The 19,898-nt window shown below is 38.9% G+C and carries 19 protein-coding genes, 1 pseudogene and 1 riboswitch; of the genes and pseudogenes, 8 read left to right on the forward strand and 12 right to left on the reverse strand.

Going from position 1 to position 19,898, the window contains the following annotated elements; genetic code table 11:
• Positions 1-171: 171 nt before the first annotated feature.
• From J7E81_RS06490 to J7E81_RS06500, 3 genes are all read left to right on the forward strand, one after another.
• Positions 172-1,131 carry a carbohydrate ABC transporter permease gene (locus tag J7E81_RS06490; protein WP_215041349.1) on the forward strand — a complete coding sequence of 320 codons (960 nt, stop codon included), beginning with the start codon at positions 172-174 and terminating at the stop codon, positions 1,129-1,131.
• Positions 1,131-1,958, forward strand: a complete 828-nt coding sequence (locus J7E81_RS06495) for a carbohydrate ABC transporter permease (protein WP_215041350.1) — start codon at positions 1,131-1,133, stop codon at positions 1,956-1,958. The genes J7E81_RS06490 and J7E81_RS06495 overlap by 1 nt, the downstream gene beginning before the upstream one ends.
• Before the next feature lie 88 nt (positions 1,959-2,046).
• The gene (locus J7E81_RS06500) at positions 2,047-3,345 is read left to right on the forward strand and encodes an ABC transporter substrate-binding protein (RefSeq protein WP_215041351.1); all 1,299 of its coding nucleotides are present in this window, start codon (positions 2,047-2,049) and stop codon (positions 3,343-3,345) included.
• A gap of 62 nt (positions 3,346-3,407) precedes the next feature.
• Here J7E81_RS06500 and J7E81_RS06505 read toward each other — a convergent pair.
• Positions 3,408-3,791: pseudogene (locus J7E81_RS06505) on the reverse strand (globin domain-containing protein); the annotation flags it as partial.
• Between the two features lie 166 nt (positions 3,792-3,957).
• Here J7E81_RS06505 and J7E81_RS06510 point away from each other — a divergent pair.
• Both J7E81_RS06510 and J7E81_RS06515 read left to right on the forward strand, forming a co-directional pair.
• The gene (locus tag J7E81_RS06510; protein WP_215041352.1) at positions 3,958-4,308 is read left to right on the forward strand and encodes a DMT family transporter; all 351 of its coding nucleotides are present in this window, start codon (positions 3,958-3,960) and stop codon (positions 4,306-4,308) included.
• 2 nt (positions 4,309-4,310) lie between these two features.
• The gene (locus tag J7E81_RS06515) at positions 4,311-4,625 is read left to right on the forward strand and encodes a DMT family transporter (protein ID WP_215041353.1); all 315 of its coding nucleotides are present in this window, start codon (positions 4,311-4,313) and stop codon (positions 4,623-4,625) included.
• A 34-nt stretch (positions 4,626-4,659) separates the two neighbouring features.
• On the opposite strand, the gene mgrA is transcribed toward J7E81_RS06515, so the two are convergent.
• From mgrA to J7E81_RS06550, 7 genes are all read right to left on the reverse strand, one after another.
• A complete protein-coding gene (mgrA, locus tag J7E81_RS06520) occupies positions 4,660-5,652 on the reverse strand; it encodes an L-glyceraldehyde 3-phosphate reductase (RefSeq protein WP_215041354.1) in 993 nt (330 codons plus the stop codon).
• A gap of 101 nt (positions 5,653-5,753) precedes the next feature.
• Positions 5,754-7,418, reverse strand: a complete 1,665-nt coding sequence (locus J7E81_RS06525) for an SWIM zinc finger family protein (protein ID WP_215041355.1) — start codon at positions 7,416-7,418, stop codon at positions 5,754-5,756.
• A 104-nt stretch (positions 7,419-7,522) separates the two neighbouring features.
• Positions 7,523-8,929 carry a glycoside hydrolase family 1 protein gene (locus J7E81_RS06530; RefSeq protein ID WP_215041356.1) on the reverse strand — a complete coding sequence of 469 codons (1,407 nt, stop codon included), beginning with the start codon at positions 8,927-8,929 and terminating at the stop codon, positions 7,523-7,525.
• Positions 8,930-9,479: 550 nt separating this feature from the next.
• Positions 9,480-10,916 (reverse strand): glycoside hydrolase family 1 protein, encoded by a 1,437-nt coding sequence (locus J7E81_RS06535; RefSeq protein ID WP_285291995.1) that lies wholly within the window; start codon positions 10,914-10,916, stop codon positions 9,480-9,482.
• A 91-nt stretch (positions 10,917-11,007) separates the two neighbouring features.
• Complete coding sequence (locus J7E81_RS06540; protein ID WP_215041358.1) at positions 11,008-12,873, reverse strand: beta-glucoside-specific PTS transporter subunit IIABC; 1,866 nt, start codon at positions 12,871-12,873, stop codon at positions 11,008-11,010.
• Positions 12,874-13,231: 358 nt separating this feature from the next.
• The gene (licT, locus tag J7E81_RS06545) at positions 13,232-14,065 is read right to left on the reverse strand and encodes a BglG family transcription antiterminator LicT (RefSeq protein WP_215041359.1); all 834 of its coding nucleotides are present in this window, start codon (positions 14,063-14,065) and stop codon (positions 13,232-13,234) included.
• A 178-nt stretch (positions 14,066-14,243) separates the two neighbouring features.
• A complete protein-coding gene (locus J7E81_RS06550; protein WP_215041360.1) occupies positions 14,244-14,738 on the reverse strand; it encodes a hypothetical protein in 495 nt (164 codons plus the stop codon).
• A gap of 150 nt (positions 14,739-14,888) precedes the next feature.
• Positions 14,889-14,933: riboswitch (PreQ1 riboswitch) on the forward strand.
• Positions 14,934-14,939: 6 nt separating this feature from the next.
• Here J7E81_RS06550 and J7E81_RS06555 point away from each other — a divergent pair.
• From J7E81_RS06555 to J7E81_RS06565, 3 genes are all read left to right on the forward strand, one after another.
• Positions 14,940-15,479, forward strand: a complete 540-nt coding sequence (locus J7E81_RS06555; RefSeq protein WP_215041361.1) for a QueT transporter family protein — start codon at positions 14,940-14,942, stop codon at positions 15,477-15,479.
• Between the two features lie 207 nt (positions 15,480-15,686).
• On the forward strand, positions 15,687-16,199 hold the full coding sequence (locus J7E81_RS06560; protein ID WP_215041362.1) for a DinB family protein: 513 nt from the start codon (positions 15,687-15,689) through the stop codon (positions 16,197-16,199).
• Positions 16,200-16,374: 175 nt separating this feature from the next.
• Entirely contained in the window at positions 16,375-16,797 is a 423-nt protein-coding gene (locus J7E81_RS06565; RefSeq protein ID WP_215041363.1) for a VOC family protein, read from the forward strand.
• 159 nt (positions 16,798-16,956) lie between these two features.
• On the opposite strand, the gene J7E81_RS06570 is transcribed toward J7E81_RS06565, so the two are convergent.
• The 4 genes from J7E81_RS06570 to J7E81_RS06585 all read right to left on the reverse strand — a co-directional run bounded on the left by J7E81_RS06570 (position 16,957) and on the right by J7E81_RS06585 (position 19,869).
• A complete protein-coding gene (locus tag J7E81_RS06570) occupies positions 16,957-17,754 on the reverse strand; it encodes an endonuclease/exonuclease/phosphatase family protein (protein WP_215041364.1) in 798 nt (265 codons plus the stop codon).
• Positions 17,755-17,879: 125 nt separating this feature from the next.
• Entirely contained in the window at positions 17,880-18,488 is a 609-nt protein-coding gene (locus J7E81_RS06575; protein WP_215041365.1) for an exonuclease domain-containing protein, read from the reverse strand.
• 88 nt (positions 18,489-18,576) lie between these two features.
• The gene (locus tag J7E81_RS06580) at positions 18,577-19,149 is read right to left on the reverse strand and encodes a TetR/AcrR family transcriptional regulator (protein ID WP_215041366.1); all 573 of its coding nucleotides are present in this window, start codon (positions 19,147-19,149) and stop codon (positions 18,577-18,579) included.
• 12 nt (positions 19,150-19,161) lie between these two features.
• Entirely contained in the window at positions 19,162-19,869 is a 708-nt protein-coding gene (locus J7E81_RS06585; RefSeq protein WP_215041367.1) for an MBL fold metallo-hydrolase, read from the reverse strand.
• Between the last annotated feature and the right edge of the window lie 29 nt (positions 19,870-19,898).

The raw sequence follows: 19,898 nt of genomic DNA on the forward strand, positions 1-19,898 counted from the left end.
CTATGTAATACTAAATTCCCCACCATTTTAGCACAAGAAAACAACGTAATACATGGTGTCTATTTTAATATGGAAAAATGGACAGTTCAATATTTTCCACCCTACTGGTCAATGTAAGCCGTTTCATAATTTTTCAAAATCCCTAAAATGAAGATATAGGAGGTGCAGTCAGTGAATAATCACAGTGAGTTAGAAAGTTCAGCATTACCCGGTAAAGCTAGAATAAAAATTTCAGAGTCATCTTCTTTAAATAAAAAGAAGAAGCTAAAAGATGCAGGGTTGTTCGCCCTATTTGTTGGACCAGTATTTTTAGCATTTACCATTATTGTCCTAATCCCCTTCTTTACGGGTATCTATTACGCCTTCACCGATTGGAACGGAATAACAGGAGATATCAAATGGGTTGGTCTCGATAACTTTAAATACCTATTTACACAGGACAAGCAATTTCAAGATTCGTTTATTCTTACAACTAAATATACCGTTGTAGCGATCGTTTTAACAAACATGATTGGTTTTGGATTAGCCATTCTAGTTACACAGAAGTTGAAAACAAGGAATATATTGCGAACCGTTTTCTTCATGCCAAACATGGTTGGAGGTCTGTTACTAGGCTTTATCTGGCAATTCATTTTTGTTAAAGGCTTTGCCTCACTTGGACAGTTAACGCATATTCCTTTTTTCGAATTACCATGGCTGGGGGATGCTAGTACTGCATTCTGGGGAATTGTCATTGTCAGTGTATGGCAAGGAGCAGGCTATATTATGATTATCTATATTGCCGCCTTGCAAAATGTTCCGCAAGAATTAATTGAAGCAGCTAAGATCGATGGTGCAAACAGATGGCAGATTCTTCGCCATATAACAATGCCATTAGTAGCTCCGGCCGTGACCGTCTGTTTATTTTTAACAACTGCCTCATCATTTAAGATTTTCGATGCAAACCTGTCCCTAACTGGCGGCGGACCGTTTAAATCGACAGAAATGTTAGCACTTAACATTTATAAGGAAGCATTTGTTAACAACCGATATGGTATCGGTGAAGCAAAGGCATTAATTTTCTTCATTGTGGTTGCTGCAATTACCATCCTTCAAGTAACAATTTCTAAGAAGAGGGAGGTTGAATCATAATGGGAAACAGGTATACAGGAAAAACATTTATTGGTGAAATCTTTGCCATCCTACTTGGACTTGTCTTTTTAGTCCCATTTTATTATCTGATATCAAACTCTTTAAAACCCTTTGCAGAGATTCTAACGAACACGTCTGCTTTACCAAAAACACTTATGCTCGACAACTATGTGAATGCCTTTGAAAAATTAAACTATCTAAAGGTATTTACGAATTCTGTCATTATCACTGCGATTAGTAACGTTGTTCTGGTTGTTTTTTGTTCGATGGCAGCGTATATGCTGGTTAGAACGAAAAGGAAAATCAGTAATGTGATTTTCATGACCTTCGTTGCAGCCATGATTATTCCGTTTCAATCCATAATGATCCCGCTCATAAAAACAGCCGGTAATTTTGGATTACTTAACAGTATCTGGGGTCTGGTTATCATGTACTTAGGTTTTGGCTCTGGAATGACAATCTTCTTATATCACGGGTTCATCAAAGGGATCCCGGTAGAACTTGAAGAGGCAGCCATTATCGATGGATGTACAAGGTTTGGAGTGTTTTGGAGAATTGTTTTTCCATTACTAAAACCCATCACCGTTACCATTGTCATCTTAAACAGCTTGTGGATATGGAATGACTACTTATTACCATCACTGGTTCTTCAGGATCCAGAATTTAAAACTATTCCATTAGCGACCTTCTCCTTCTTTGGTCAGTACACCAAGCAATGGGATTTAGCTTTGGCAGGACTTGTTCTTGGTATCATACCATTGTTAATTTTCTTCTTTTCAATGCAGAAACACATTATCAAAGGAATTACAAGCGGTTCTATCAAGTAACATTCATACTGGGGTCAACCTCTGCTGTCGGCATGCACTGACAGCAGGGATATATAAAATAGATATATAATTTCAGGAGGGAAAACAAATGGCTTTTAAAAAATATTCAATCGCAGCGGGGATTTTATCGGCTTCACTTCTTCTAGGAGCTTGCGGCAACAGTGACAGCGCATCTGGAACGAAAAAAGACAGCGGCAGCAAAGATGGGAAAGTCGTCGTTGATATCTTTAACGGTAAGGTTGAAATCGCAGATCAGTTGAAAGCGTTAACAGATAAATATACAAAAGAACATCCAAACGTTACTTTTAATGTCGAATCAGTCGGAGGCGGTGCTGATGGTGCAGCAGCCCTTAAAGCAAAATTCGCTTCAAATAAAGCACCCGACATCTTTGGAAACGGCGGATACCAAGAAGCGATTACTTGGAAGGATAAATTGGAAGATCTATCTGACCAGCCTTGGGTAAAGGATGCTTATGAGGATGCGTTAAAACCGATGACAATGGATGGAAAACTCTATGGCCAGCCAGTGAACATGGAAGGTTACGGTTTTGCTTACAATAAGAAGTTATTTAAAAAAGCGGGTATTACCGAACTTCCAAAAACCTACTCAGAATTAGAAGCAGCAGCGAAGAAGCTTAAAGCTGCAGGAATCACTCCTTTCTCCGTTGGCTACGCGGAATGGTGGGTATTAGCAAACCATGGTCTTAACGTACCATTTGCTTACCAACAAGCAGATGACGAAAACTTTATCCCTGGTTTAAATGAAGGGAAATCAAAGATTGCAGGAAACAAATACTTTGAAGACTACTTTAAGCTTGTTGATTTAACAGTTAAGTATGGAAACAAAAATCCATTAACGACTGACTACAATACAGAAGTTACTCAATTTGCTAATGGCGAAACGGCCATGATACAACAAGGTAACTGGATTCAGCCAATGCTGGATAAAATTAGTCCAAATATGGAAGTCGGCTTTATTCCTTTAGCACTTACAGACGATGCCGCACAAGCTGATAAATTAATGGTTGACGTACCAACTAACTGGGTTGTTTATAACAAAGCACCTAATGCAGACAAAAAGGCTGCAAAAGATTTCTTAAATTGGATGGTAACTTCTGAAGAAGGTAAGACAGCTTTAGTTAAAGATTTCAAATATGTTCCTGCTTTTAAAACAATTGAAGCAAAAGCAGAAGATATTGGACCTCTAGGTGCTGACCTTCAAAAGTATTCTAAGGATGGAAAAACGTATTCTTGGCAGTTCATGAAATATCCTGATGGTGCTGGACAAGAATTTGGTGCAACACTACAAGCATATGTTGGCGGTCAAAAAACAAAAGAAGAAGCTATGAAGGCTCTTGACGAAACATGGGCTAAATTAAAAAAGTAAGATAATAAATTTGTAAAGGCTCCTCTCGCTGTGAGAAGAGCCTTTATTTTATTCCTATCCCTATCTGGTGTGTTTACCATGATTCCAGCTACTTGCGTTAATCGCTCATAAAAGGCTGTTCCTGCAGGGTTCTGATCAAGACCAATTTCCTGGAAGGCTTCCTTCATACATTTCAGCCAATGCTGAGCCCTGGTTGGTGTTACCTCAAAAGGCAGATGCCGCGCTCTCATCGCCGGAGGACCAAATTCTTGACTATAAAGAGCGGGACCCCCTAAAAATTGTGGTAAGAACATTCGCTGTTTTCGTTTAATTTCTTCCATATTTCCTTGAAAAAGCGGAGCTAGGACTGGATCGGCATAAACCCGTGGATAAAATGCGTTCACTAGCTTATCAATCGTTTCCTGTCCGCCAATTTCATTATATAAGGATTTAAAATCATACTCCATTTTCTCACCATCCACTATTAATTTTCCCCTATTTACATAATAATAAAGGCAAACTAACTAGAGTTTAGTGATGTAAATCACTGTTATAGAAAGTAGTTATTAAGTCCACCCTAATTTTTGTTATGGTATTCTTAAAATATAATGGTTATTCTCCTAAGAGGTGCAAATGATGAATAAAGCATGGTTCTATGTTGTTTTAACATGTGTGTTTGAATGGATCTGGGTTTACGGGTTTAACACAGCCCATACGTGGTGGCAGTGGGCATTGGTTATAGCTGTCATTTTATGGGATTATCATATCCTTCCAAAGGCTTGTGAAACCCTCCCAACAGGTACGGTTTATGCTATTTTTGCGGGGATTGGTACGGTTGGTACGGTATTAATGGATGTATTCCTTTTTGGCGGCAATATCAGCCTGGGGGAAATTCTCTTTATCGCCGTCATTATTATTGGTGTAATTGGTTTGAATCTTTCCGATAATAAGGATGAAAAAGTCGCCATGAAAGGTGCCGCATAACTATGGGCTGGTTATTCGTTTTGTTAGCTGCTGCGAGTGAGGTTACCGGTGCTGTAGGACTAAAATTGTATAGTCAGCAAAAGAATGTCCGTAATGGAATCATTTATATTGGTGGATTCGGAGCTTCGCTTGCCTTTTTATATGGATCGTTTCAGTTTCTCCAACTGAGTATCGCCTATGCCGTTTGGGTTGGAATTGGAACGGCTGGGGCTGTTTTCATTAATATGTTTCTGTTAGGAGAATCTAAAAGTGCTGGACGTATATTTAGTGTTATATTGATTATTATCGGGGTTATAGGGTTAAATGCCCTATCTTAAAAAATCTGTCAGCAGGCCGCTGACAGATTTTTTTTTAGCTATTTAAGATATCTTCAATTCGTGCTAATTCTTCGTCTGTAAAGTCGAGGTTGTTCAAAGCCGCAACATTTTCCTCAATTTGACTGACACGGCTCGCACCAATTAAAACGGTTGTCACTTTGCCGCCTCGTAATACCCATGAAAGCGCCATCTGCGATAAGCTTTGACCACGTTCAACAGCCATTTCGTTTAATTTCCGGACTTGTTCAAGTACTTCCGGTGTGACATGTTCTTTTTGCAAGAATCCTGTTGGACTCGCTGCACGGGAGTCTGCTGGAATTCCTGTTAAGTATTTGTTCGTTAACAAACCTTGTGCTAATGGACTAAAGGCAATTGAGCCAACTCCATTTTCTTGTAATACATCTTGCAATCCATCCTCAATCCATCTGTTAAACATTGAATATTTAGGCTGATGGATTAGCAGCGGTGTACCTAACTGATTCAAGATTTGAATGGCTTCAGTGGTCTGCTCGGCACTGTAATTAGAAATTCCAACATAGAGCGCTTTTCCTTGACGGACAATCGAGTCTAAAGCGGTCATGGTTTCTTCGATTGGTGTATTTGGGTCTGGACGATGTGAGTAAAAAATGTCTACATAATCAAGGCCCATTCGTTTGAGACTTTGATCTAAGCTAGAGATTAGATATTTTCTGGAACCCCAATCTCCATATGGACCAGGCCACATATAATAGCCTGCTTTTGTTGAAATGACCATTTCATCACGATAAGGAGCAAAATCTGTTTTTAACATACGGCCAAACATTTCTTCCGCAGAACCTGCCGGCGGGCCATAATTATTGGCTAAATCGAAGTGGGTAATCCCTAAATCAAAGGCTCTTCTCAACATGTCCCTGCCATTTTCGTATGTATCGACGCCGCCAAAATTATGCCAAAGTCCTAAAGATATAGCCGGTAGCAATAACCCAGAGCGGCCAGTTCGATTGTATTTCATGGTTTCGTAACGATTTTCTGCTGCTTGGTAAACCATAGTAATCCCTCACTTTCCTTATGTAAACCCTTCCACTATTATAATCGACTTGGGTTTATTTCTAAAGGAATGTTGCTTGGCAACTAAATCTATTTTCTCCCCTACCTTATCCTAGCTAATTCCTCTAAAAATGCTGGTCTTCTTTTGTGTTTTTCCCTTAACTCTGTAATAAGATGGTGAGAAGCGATTGTCCCGCAAGCCTTTTTATACGTTTTAATCAATGCACAGACTTTCCGGTATTTTTTTCGATCAGTCGCTTCATCCGCTGATTGAGTTATATAGTAAGAAAACACATCATTGACCTCTTTAGGATATTCATTAATTAGATATGGATAATATTCCGTAATTACCAATTTATTGTGCTGACAATAGCGCAAAAGCTCCGCTTTCAAATCCTCCTGTATTAAAATCGATACATACGAAGAAGGCGGGTATTCTTGCTTGCCAAATTCATCAACAATTCCTCGCAAAATCGCCTCCCATTCACTTGCGGGATATAACTCTTTTAACTTTTGATAGTATTTAAATTCATTTTTAAATAAAAGCTCCCTTGCTAGGCTTTTCTGCCCCTCAATATCACCAATCAACTCATATGCTTGATAGCGGTATTCTTTCCAATCATGAACAAGCCCACGATATTCTTTATCCGCTTCCTCCCCATCTAAGCATAGCTGAATCACTTTTTTATAGTCTTCTGATTCCAGCTCCAAAGCAATAGCCTTTTTTCTGAATTCACTAAAACGGATATTTTCATAAATAAACTTCTTAGCTGCACCCATCCCCTCACATCTTTCAATTATTTCAAGCTGCAGCAACTTCACTTCTTTTAGGTCATACCTAGCATTCCAAGAAGTCCCGGCTTGCTCAAAAAGGATTTCTAATTGCTTTTCTAACTTCTTTCTCAATTCACTATGAAGCGAATAATAGGTACAAATCCTCAAGAGGTCGTACCGCCAGTCACTCCAGTCGTCGTAAATGGCTTTCTGCGATTCTTTTAAGATGGATTCAAAAAGTTTCCTTTGTTCTTTTTCGGGTAAGAGTTTAACACTTGCTGAAACTGCCTTTCCCGTAATGGCTAGCGCCCAATTTATTGTGCTTCCGGCAGAGCCATCGGAATCATCCGCATGCTGAAGCATTTTTACAACAGAAGATAAGACTGTAAGGGACAATAACACTGCATTCTGTACGTCCCCCGTATTTAGTTTCTCCTGTGCCTTCTGCAGTGTTAAATCTGCCCCTTTTAGTGCCTCGCCTATATGACGCCAATCAATAAATCCTTTTCTTTTTGCCCCACTAATATATTCCTGAATTAACTTTTTGGCAGAGGATATTTCTTCTTTATCAGGACTAAACTTAAAGAGCAATCTTTTTTCTAACTCTGGAAATTCCTCAGTTAATTTAAGAATCATGTCAATTAAATCCTCTTTGTTTTGGCTGACTAGGATTGAATTGATACTTCTTTTCTCTTGTTCCTCAATTTTCGCTGAATCATGTATTTGAGGCCTGTTGTCTCTTAATGCATACAGAACAGCTGCCTTATGCTTACAATATTCGTTCAAGTCGTATGGACAATCACAATACGCATTGACTACGACATCACCATTTAGATATATATTAACGTGATAAACTTCCGAACCATCTACTAGGGCCTTATATTGAATGTCATCTGAGGTAGTAAGATTTAGAATCTTTCCTTTTTTAAAATAACCTTGGCCGCGTTCAAGCACTTTATCTTCAATCCACTGCTCGAAATTAGTTAGTTTCATACACTCACCCCTAAGAATAATTATTTATTATTCTACCATTTTTCAGCTTTCTCTAAAAAAAAAGGGCTTGTCCTATCTCAGGACAAGCTCTTCTTAAATTAATTTCATTTTTCACCGTTTGCAGAAATAAGCTCTTTGTACCAGTAAAAACTTTGCTTGCGAATTCGGCGTAAATCTTTTAAATCAAACTCATCACGGTTCACAAAGATAAAGCCATAACGCTTGCTGCACCCTTGATGGGTACTGATCAGGTCAATCGCTGACCATGGGCAGAAGCCAAATACCTCAACACCGTCAGTGATTGCTAGCTGTATTTGCTCGATATGCTTTTGTAAGAAGTCAATACGATAAGGGTCATTAACCACATCACCCTCTTCTAGCTTATCGAATGCTCCTAAACCATTTTCTGTTATGATTAGCGGAAGGTTATAGCGGTCATAAATTTCTCTTAATGTGTTTCTAAAGCCAACTGGGTCTATCTCCCAGCCAAACTCATTCTTTTTAAGGTTTGGATTGGTTGCTCCTTTATATACGCCTGACTCTCCTATCGTGATATGCTGGTCTCCTGTATGACCTACATCGGAACCGTCATCTTCACTGGCCGCTACCGTTTGAGAAGTATAGTAGTTAAAGGCAATAAAGTCAGGGCTCGCACTAGCTAAAACTTCCATATCTCCATCTAAAATGGTAGGAACATAGCCTTTTTCTTCAAAGTAATTCCACGCAGTTGTATTATAACGGCCAAAAACAGCCATATCTAAGTAAAGCCAGTTACGAATTGCTGAATAATTTTGAGCCGCCATAATATCCTCAGGCTTCGAGCTAGCTGGATAAATGGACACAATGTTCGGTGCTGGACCGATTTTTGCTTTTGGCAGCATTTGATGACATAAATTCATTGCTTTTGCCTGCGCTACAAGCATGTGATGGTTCTGCTGATACAGTTCCTTTTTAGGATTTTCTAAGTTAGGGTCTACTGTTCCAATTGCGTCTCCGTGGAGGATCATCATATTTTGTTCGTTAATCGTTAACCAATAGTTCACGCGGTCACCGAAGTTTTCAAATAGGGTTTGAGCATAGACTTCAAAAGCATCAATTGTTTCCCGGTTTGACCAGCCGCCTTTTTGCTGCAGAGCGTATGGCAGGTCAAAGTGGTACATCGTAACAATTGGTTCGATACCATGTGAGACGATTTCATTGATTAAATTATTGTAAAATTCGATTCCCTTTTGGTTTAGTTCACCTGAACCATTAGGATAGATTCGTGTCCAGGCAATTGAGAAGCGGTATGCCTTAAAGCCCATTTCGGCTAGGAGAGCAATATCTTCTTTATAATGATGATAGTGATCGCTGGCTACTTTAAAATCAGTTGTGCCTTCAGGATATTTGGCCATATCGATGACTGAAGGGCCTTTTCCATCCTCATTCCAAGCTCCTTCGATTTGGTAAGCTGATGTGGAGCCTCCCCAGAAAAAGTCCGCTGGGAATGGTTTAAGTTTAGTGTGTTTCATTTTTATTCTCCTCCTATTAATGTTTATCTAAGGCTATGTAACCCGTTATCTTCAGAAACTTACTTGTGTAATTTCTTAGGGGGGTTATGAACCTCTCTTATCTGTCGAAAATCAAATCGTGCCATGTTCTTCAGTGGTTATGAACCCCTCTTATCTGTCGAAATTCAATCGCGACATGTCCTTCAGGGGTTAAGAAACCCTCTTATCTGTCGAAATCCAATCGCGACATGTCCTTCAAGGGTTATGAACCTTTCTTATCAGTCGAAATTCAATCACGACATGTTCTTCAGGGGTTATGAACCTCTCTTATCTGTCGAAACTAAATTGCGACGTGTCCTTCAGCGGTTATGAACCCTTCTTATCTGTCGAAATCCAATCGCGACCTGTCCTTCAGGGGTTATGAACCCCTCTTATCTGTCGAAACTCAGTCGCGCCATGTCCTTCAGAGGTTAAGGAGAATTTAATCTCACAACATTCATTCCAAAAGCTCAATTCCACTTCAAAATAAGAAAAGCCGGAAGCAACTAAGGCTTACCGGCATGCTTTAGGTTTAAAGCTGTTCGCCATTAGTGGCAATCACATCTTTATACCAGAAGAAGGATTTTTTCTTGCTTCGTTCTAATGTTCCGCTGCCGTCGTCGTGCCGATCAACATAAATAAATCCGTAACGTTTGGACATTTCACCAGTAGATGCACTCACAAGGTCGATACAGCCCCAAGGAGTATATCCCATTAGGTTAACACCATCTTCAATCGCTTCACCCATCGCTTGAATATGTCCTCTTAGATAGTCAATGCGATAATCGTCATTAATTGAACCATCTGCTTCTACTTCATCCTTTGCTCCTAGACCATTTTCTACAATAAATAAAGGTACTTGATAGCGGTCATAGAGTTTGTTTAATGAGATTCGCAGACCTTCTGGGTCAATCTCCCAGCCCCAATCACTTGCTTTAAGGAACGGATTTTTCACACCGCCGATAATGTTACCCGATGCACCTTCCTCGTTCGTTTTTTCTTTTCTTTCAGTGCGGGACATGTAATAACTAAATCCAATATAGTCAACCGTACCTTCTTTAATGATTTCCAGATCACCATCTTGAATATCTAATGTAATACCATTTTCTTTAAAGTAACGATCCGCAAATGCAGGATATTCCCCACGAACTTGAACATCCCCACAATAGTAGTTAAAAATTTGTTCTTCTTTTAACGCATACATGACATTTTCAGGGTTGCTATCGAAAGCATACACTGGAGCATAAACAAGCATACAGCCAATTTGCGAACCAGGAATGATTTCATGTCCAATTTTTACAGCTAAGGCACTAGCCACAAATTGATGATGCAGTCCTTGGAAACTTTCTTGTAACCGCGCTTCCTCGCTTGAAGCAGAGAAACCTAAGCCGAAAAGTGGGAAATGTGTTGCTCCATTAATCTCGTTAAATGTCATCCAATACTTTACTTTATTTTTATATCGGTTAAAAATGGTTCTTACATAGCGCTCAAAGAAACCAATGAGCTTTCTGTTTTTCCAAGCACCGTATTCTTTAATCAGGTGTAGAGGTGTTTCATAGTGAGAGATCGTCACCACTGGTTCAATACCATGTTTGTGTAACTCATCAAATACCCGGTCATAAAAAGCTAAGCCTTCTTCATTCGGAGTTTCTTCGTCTCCTCTTGGAAAAATACGTGACCAAGCAATGGACATACGAAATACCTTAAAACCCATTTCCGCAAAAAGAGCAATATCTTCTTTATAGCGATGGTAAAAATCAATTCCTTCGTGGTTTGGATAGTGGTATTTATCTTGCTCAATTTCATAATTAAAACCAGGTTTCATAAGAAGTTCTAAACGAACTTTCCCGCCAGGAAGCACGTCAGCAAGGTTTAAACCTTTACCGCCTTCTTGATATGCTCCTTCTAATTGGTTGGCTGCAGTTGCTCCGCCCCATAAAAAGCCTTCTGGAAATTTACGATTCATCATCATTAGTCACCTCATAATTTTTTTATTAGTTATAAATTGTTGAATAATATATGAAGGAAGCAAGGGAAATTGGAATTCCCCTGTCCTAAACTTACTGCAATGCTAGGAATGCCTCACGAGCATTAATGTTTCCTTTTTTTACAGGTTCAATGGTTTGATAGCGATCAGGATTTGTTATAATGACTGGTGTAATTAAGTCATATCCTTCTGCCTTAATAGCATCCATATCAAAGGTTACAAGTGTTTGGCCCACTTCAACAAAGTCGCCATCTTTCACATGTGCAGTGAAATGTTTTCCTTCTAGTCTTACTGTTTCCAAACCAACATGGATTAAGATTTCTGCGCCATTATCACTTGTAATCCCGATGGCATGCTTTGTTTTAAAAATAGTTGTTACTCTACCAGTAACAGGAGAAACTACTTTTCCTTCCTGCGGCTGGATCGCTAAACCTTTACCCATAATTCCAGTCGAGAACGTTGGGTCATTTACTTCACTTAATGTTTTTATTTCACCCTTTAAAGGGCTGAATACTTTTTCTGCTGCTACAACTAATTCAGTTTTAGTGTCTACTGTGTTAGATTCTTCTACAGTTGTTGCATCTTGCTCTTCTTCACTTTCTACATCCTCAAATCCCATAAAGAATGATGCAACTGCACCAGCCGCGAAAGCGATTGGGAATCCTAAAGCTGCCCAGATAAATGTGTCACCTACAAATGAAGCTAATCCTGGTAAACCTGCATTACCACCAAGGATAAAGTATTTTACACCAAGAGCGCTGTAATATGCTCCACCAACGGCTCCACCGATAAGGCCACCGATAAATGGTTTCTTAAGGCGCATGTTTACACCATACATAGCGGGCTCAGTAACACCCATAATAGCAGTTAAGCTAGTAGTCATAGCCAAAGATTTAAACGATTTGTTTTTAGAACGTAGAGATACAGCAAATGTTGCTCCAGCTTGTCCCATGTTAGCCATAAACATGGAAGGCATAATCACATCATACCCTTTAGTTGCAATATTGTTCATGGCAATCGGCAAAAACGCATAGTGCATACCTGTCATAATGATTAATGACCATGTTCCACCTAATAGTGCTCCTGCAAATAGTCCTGCGTGATCAAATAATGCTCCTACACCTGCTGAAAGCCAGTTCCCGATAATCGAACCTAATGGGCCTACGGCAATTAAAGTAACTGGGACAACAATCAATAATGTTAATGTTGGGACAAAGATCAGTTTGAACATGCTAGGAATAATTCGGTCAACCCATTTTTCTACATAGGCTGCAATCCAGACGGCCAGTAAAATCGGGATAACAGTTGATGAATAAGTGACCGCCGTTACAGGAAGACCAAGGAAGTGAACCGGCTTACCTGCACTTAATAATGCTGTTATCGTTGGATGTAACAGCGCCGCTCCTATGGCTGCTGCGACATAAATGTTGCTGCCAAACTTTCTAGCTGCACTGACTCCCAGCAAGATCGGTAAGAAATAAAACGCTCCATCACCAATCGCATTTAAGATTGTGTATACTTGACTCTTATCAGATATCCAATGGAATGTTAATAAAATAGCTAGAATCCCTTTGATCATACCTGCGCCGGCAATCGCAGGCAGGATGGGTGTGAACGTACCTGAGATTACATCAAAGATCGCATTGATTGGATTTTTCCCTTTTTCAGATTTCTTACTTTTACTATCAATTTTAATCGCGCTATTTTCTAAAATAGCATTATATACTTTTGGTACATCATTTCCGATAATGATTTGGAACTGGTCTCCACTTATATTTGTGCCCATAATTCCAGGAACTTTTTCTAATCGTTTACGGTCCACCTTTGTTTGATCTTGTAAATTAAAACGTAGTCTAGTCATGCAATGAATAACATTTTGAACATTGCCTTCTCCACCGACTAATTCAAGGATGCTTATTGCTGTTTTTTTGTAGTCCATGGTGATTCCTCCTGATTTTTTGTAAAAAAATAACCTAAGTAACAAGTGATGAAATCGACCAAATGATCCCAGCCTTGCTTCTTAGGTTTTGCCTGCATTACCAGTAACAATCCTGTGATAAACGTATTAAATTTATTCTGCCGAAGCAGCTGTAAGTTCTGGCCAGTTCCTGCAACTGTACTTCGACTTAGGAAATAAAAAAAACCTAAATTGCACGCTATACACCATAAGGTGATAAACATACAATTTAGGTTTTGCCTGCTTGATCAGTAACAATCCTAAAAAATTAATATTAATTTGTAAATTCATAGTAGCACACGCTTTCATTTCCTGTCAACGCTTTCTCCTAAAAAACTTTTTAGGATCTATTTACTACACGTTCAATATGAATAGTAAGGTAAGCCATTTCCTCTTTTGTCAGCTGATGGTTATGCGTTTTTTCAATAAAATCGCGAATTTTCTGCACGCAAGCAAAGGCTTCTTTTTGCTTCTCTTTGACCATTTCATAGAGAAAATCATCTTCGTTGTTGTACGGAGAATCAGTATATAATCGCTGTGCAAAAAATTTGAGATGAGTCAGAAATCGGAAATAGTTCAATGATTCCTCATCAAGCTCTATCTTGAAATGGTACTTAACAATATTTAGAATATCCTGAATTAATTTCGTCATATTCACGACATTCGGCATTTCTTCATTTAACTCTGCATTGACAATATGCATGGCAATAAAGCCCGCCTCATCCTGCGGAAGAGTAATTCCTAGCATTTCTTGAATCTTTGCTATAGCCTTTAAACCGATCGCATATTCGTCAGCATAAATTCGTTTGATTTCCCAAAGTAATGGATTTGAAATAATTAATCCTTTTTGACTTCTCTCAATCGCAAAGGTGATATGATCCGTTAACGAAACATAGATACTGTCATTTAATTTTTTGCCCAGTCTCTCTTTCGCGTAGGAAATAATCCGTTCAGAAACATCCATGTATTCCATCGGAACATCATACAATAGGGTTTTAAACTTTTCCGTGACATCCTTATTATCTAACTTAAACGTTTTCTCGATCTTGGATTCGTCCACAAGGTCACCGGGTCTTTTTTGGAACGCAATCCCTCTGCCCATAACAACAAGTTCTTTCATATGGGCATCGATCACACTGATGACATTATTATTAATTACTTTCGCAATTTTCAAGTCAATCACCTCTAAAAAAATAAAAACCTAAAACTAACCATAATGGCATTAGTCTTAGGTTTTGCCTGATTTAACAGTAACAATCCTATAATATAAAAATTAAATTAATAAAATCTTAACATCAATTACGAAGACAAGCAATAATTAAAAGAACGATAAATAGGAAAATCAGCCCTTGTTACTTTTTGGGGAGGAGCCGTTGGATTAATGATTTGGGTTTCTTACGTACTTTTTCAACCATGTATTGAAATCCGTACATAAGGACAGATTTGGCCATAAATAAGATTCCCATTTGATAATTCTTCATGCGAACGAGAGTGACAATACCCATTCTCTTTAGTACAAACATGCCGGGATAGACAAACAAAAAGTCCGTGACTACGTTCACAATTAGATAGCGAAAGAAGTTGCCAAATGTAAATTTTAAAATCCATATCGAACCAATTATAAACGGTCCTAAAAGGAACGGCAATTCCCCCATTGTATTAGGAATTAATTTTTCATAAAATTTCCACCAGACTCTTTTTTTGGCCATTATGCTTTCTACAGCTATCCAGACCATCATAAAAAAGGCCGCTGGTAAAAAGCGTTTAAAGTTTCTTTTTCCGAGCATTGGCACCGACAGCCAGGGTACTAACATTAACACGAATAAAAACATTTTATTATGCTTCATCTATAGCCATTCCTTTTTTATTTTTAATATGCGCAGTATTCAGTGGTATTATTTACTATTTTGGAAAATAATTCTATATTATTATTTCAAAATAATGTCATTGACTCATGTTTATTTTTATAATAATATATTAGTTTGCAAGTATTCTAATTTAACGTGGTTCGAGAACCTCCCACGTAAAAAAACTAAGGAGAAATGAATATGGAGAAATTTGCTCAGTCGGCGAGTACAAATGCCAGAACAGACAAAGGGCACAGTAATGTGCAAGGGATTGTCGTAAATGGGATTATTGCAGCGTTGTATATTGCAGTTTCTGCATTGATTCAACCGTTTGGGTTTACTCAAGTACAGTTCCGTGTATCGGAGATGTTTAATCATTTAGTCGTTTTTAATAAAAAGTACATTTACGGGATTGTTTTAGGGGTATTTTTGACGAATTTATTTTTTTCGCCAATGAAGGCTTACGATTTAATTTTTGGAGTGGGACAATCGGTGATTGCTTTAGTCATTACCATTCTTTGCTCACGGTTTATTAAAGGAATTTGGGCTAGAATGATCGTCAACACCCTTGTTTTCACGGTCACGATGTTCTTGATTGCGCTTGAACTGCATTTAGCTTTTGATCTGCCCTTCCTATTCACATGGCTGACCACCGCTATTGGTGAATTGGTTGTTATGGCCGTAGGTATGCCGGTAATGTATATTTTAAATAAACGTGTCCATTTTGAGAAAATGGTTTAATTTTAAACGGAGAGTTGCTGCTTTTTGCGGCAGCTCTTTTTTTTGATTACGATTATATGGGGAAGTAATTTTCACTAAATTAGGCAGATAGATGGCGATTTAATTTTTGAAAAATTATAATAAAATGTGCAAGTCGGCTATACAATTAGTTGATAAAGGGATTAGTAAATAGTTACTTTAATTTTAGCCATGAGGGGGAAAATTGCGATGATTCAACGTCCAAGTGTAAGTGAATTTCCGGAGTATTACCTGCCGTATGTACATTTGGTTCCAGATGGGGACTTATTGGAAACATTGAAAGAGAATTTGGAGAAAACGATTTCCTTGGCTGAAGGTTTATCCGAGGAAGCTGGACAATCTCGTTATGCTCCAGGGAAGTGGAGTATCAAAGAAGTTCTTGGCCACATGGCTGACACAGAACGGATTATGAGCTATCGTCTGCTGCGAGTTGGCCGTGGCGATCACACACCACTTGCTGGTTTCAACGAGAACGATTACATAGCCGCAGCTAACTTTGATACGTTGTCTGTTAAACAAATCATTGAAGACTTCACAGCTGTACGTAAAGCTACCATTACACTCGTCAACAATATGGCAGAAGAAGCTTGGGAGAGAACTGGAGTTGCCAACAATTCCGATATCTCAACACGTGCCCTCGCCTACATCATCGCAGGCCACGCGCTCCACCACCTTAATATAATAAATGAACGATACTTATAGTACTATTGGTGTCAGGCACCATTATTACTATTGCGAACATTAGTTCCTTGTTTTATAATTAAATTATTGGTAAGAATAGGAATTGTGTTGTTTCACTTATCTTTATTCATACCAATGTTGTTTCTGTTCTAAATGAAAAGTGAAGTTTACCAATTAAGCAAGGAGCTGATTTATAATGACATTACGTTTAATTCCCTATTTAGTAATGAATGGAAATGCAAAAGAAGCAATTGAATTCTATCAAAAGGCTTTAGAAGCTCAGGTTATATTCAGCCAATCATTCGGTGAGATGCCAGAGAACCCTGAATTTCCATTGCCAGCTGAGGCAAAGGACCGTGTCAGTCATGCAACCATTAAAATTGGTGAAACGGACCTAATGCTTTCTGATACTTTCCCTGGCCAGCCACATCAGAGCGGAACTCAGGTAACAATATGTATTTCCACAAATGACGCTGATCAGGCGCATAGATTCTTTGATGCGCTAAAGGAAGGCGGACAAGTGAGTATGCCACTGCAAGAAACCTTCTTTAGTCCGGCATACGGCAGTGTTACGGATAAGTTTGGTGTAAACTTTCAAGTTTTCACAGAGGGCAGATAATCCTTTAATCACTTCCCTATACGAGTTATCCAGCATGAAGTTACTATACATAACGGGAAAGCAACAAAAAAAACGGCTTTGCATGCTTTCTATGCAGCGAAGCTGTTTTTTCGTTTTTATCCATTGCTCACTCATAAATCAAGTGACTATTGATTACGTTTATAAGTTAACCTTTGCCTCCACACCATAATGGTCAGATACCACCATTTTATTGTGATTGTTAAAGATTACTCTTGAAAAATCTACTTGTACAGGTTGATTGGTTAAGATTAAATCAATTCGCAGGTCTTGCTTATTATTGCTCCATCCAGCAATTTTCCCCTTAACGGTAATTCCTTCATCTTTTTCTTCAGCAAGATTGTATGTGTCATAAAGACCACGACTCAACAAATACTCATACCCCTCGCCCTTAAGAGAAGCATCGTTGTTGAAATCCCCAAGTAGAAAGAAATGCTCATCCCAATTCAACTTCTTAAACATCTTGTCAGCCTGTGCCTTAAAAGGTTCAGCTTCATCATGCCACCAGCCCATATGGCAAGAATAAAAGGTATAAGGTTTGTCCTTGTACTTTATCGTTGCTCCGACAATTCTTCTGGTTTTCCAGTTTACCGCATAATCCTCACTTTGTGATACATAAAAGGAGTGGTGCCGAATGATTGGATGCTTGGTTAGGATCGCTACCCCTTCTTCATAGGTACCATTTTTGATATAGTGAGTCAAATCCCATACCATCGAATAGTCGTCATTGCCACGCTTTTTAAGTTCTTGTAACAAAACGTAGACGTAATTATTCTTCTTTACTTTCCCATCCACATACTCTTCACCTTTTGACTGGCTTACCTCCTGCAAGGCAATAACATCATAAGAGTTTTCAATTATTGTATCTACTAAATGTGCGATTTTATCAAGCTGATGTTCCTCATGCCACGAATGGCAGTTTAATGTTAAGAGTTTCATAATCACCATACCCCGATGTATTTTAACATAGTGAATATTTTAACATACAAGCTTCATGTTATAAATTAATGAGTCTTCAACATTGGTATAGTGATAATATCAGTAATGGTGACAGGCACCAATTATTAGCCAAGTTTTGTACGGGCTGCGGTTGGCTGGTATTTTCGCATTGATCCTTTTTCAAGGACTTCTTGGAGATAGAGGTTACCTTTCGGACTCGTTTTCTTGAGCAGATCCAATAGATATGTAATGTCATCGAGCGCTCTATGTGTTTGATAATCTGTGATATCATGAGCCTGTAATAAAGTCAGGAGTTTTCCATTTGGGAATCCATAGTTTTTCCAAGGGATATTTCTCATCGTGCAATACCACTGTAGTTCATTAACTTCAGGATACATATGGTACAAAAAGCTGCGATCAAAAGAGGCGTTATGGGCAAACACCGTATCAGCACGATGAAAATAAGTTTTAATTTTCACATCATAGAAGCTTTTCCCTTTTACTAACTCATAAGGAATTCCATGGACCCGAAAGGCAGTATCATAATTGTTACGGGCTGTCCTTGAAAGGGGCTCACGTAAAAAAGAATCTTCCTCGATGATTTCGATGATTTCTCCCGTTTCCCTCCGGTAAGTAAATAACTTTAGGGCAAGTTCAATCACTTCGTCTTTTGTTGGTCCCAAGCCGGTTGTTTCAACATCTAATATTAACCCAAATTGTTCTGATCTTTGCATACTGATCATTCCTTAAAGTAAAGTTATTCCCATTATATCAAAGCTCTAATGATTAGAACATTACCATTGTTTGGATGTAATTATGAAACTAACTGCTGCTCACCATTCCCTTAAGAAATGCTTGAATAATGATTTTCAGACTATTATCCAAATCCAAATTCATCTTAAAACCACCCTTTTGCTCTAATGCAGCGAAACCATGCAAAATACTGCGTAATCCTCTAACAGTGTGTAAGGCCTGCTCTCCCTTTAAATGATAACTTTGCAGGACACGGACTGAAAGGTCTACAATTTTCCCTCCGGCCTGTTGTACCTCTTCGTCTTCCGGGTTTGGAGCAAGTAAAGTTGCATCATACATCCCTGGATGCTTTCTGGCAAAATTCACATAAGCCTTACTCATGGCAAGGACCGCTTCCGTTCCTGCTGCCCCTTTAGCCGCATCCGCCATTACTTCATATAATTGGTCGATACTATGAATAGCAAGTTTTTTTCGTAATCCGGGCAATCCATCAAAATGGTTATACAATGAAGGGGGGCGAATCCCTAAATTCTTTGCAAGGTTTGCGAGTGTAACCTCAGACATTCCCTGGTGGTCGGCTATTTCCCCCGCTGTCTCTAGTATGGCGGACATTTCAAGTCCGACTTTCGGTCTTGGTGACATCATTCTTCTCCTTTATCCGATTTTCAGCTGAAACTCTCCCACTGCTTTTTCCATCACAGTAATTGGATTCTCCACCATTTCCCCGTGGCCAACCGCCAGCAGCTTTGGTTGATAACTAAGCAATTTTTTGGCGCTTGCTAAAGCCGTTTTCTTACTCCAAGTTCCGAAAGCAGGGAATGGAAACCATGGTTTTATATCTCCGGCAACCGCGATGCCGCCTCTTGTTTGAAAGGCATCGCCAGCAATTAAGGCTTTAGTCCGCAAATCGAGGAATGACATCGATCCAGGTGTATGGCCCGGTGTTTCAATTGCTGTTAATGAGCCAACTAAATCGCCTTCTTTAAGTAAAATAGTAGCCCGAGTTTTTAGGTCTTTCGGAACTCCCCCTTTTATCGGGGCTTGATCTTCATGCAGATCAAGTGAACGATCATTATTCATTAGTCTATAGTCACGGGATGAGATATAAACAGGTACTTCTGGATTTGCCAATTTGATGGCATCAAGTGCACCCACATGATCTTCGTGAGCGTGTGTTAGTACAATCTTAGTAATCGGTTTTCCGATTTGTTCTGCAGCCTGCAATATTCCCTTTGCACAAAAACCTAGGGCAGCATCAATTAACGTTAACCCATCCTCTTCCTCCACTAGATAGCAGTTAACCGGAAAAACACGTGCCATAAATGTTACTTGATAAACATATCCTTTTTTTAATAGCCTCATTTTTGCTCATCCCCTTAAAACTAATATCG

The sequence above is a fragment of the Bacillus sp. ISL-18 genome, from assembly GCF_018613415.1.
Lineage (GTDB): Bacteria > Bacillota > Bacilli > Bacillales > Cytobacillaceae > Neobacillus.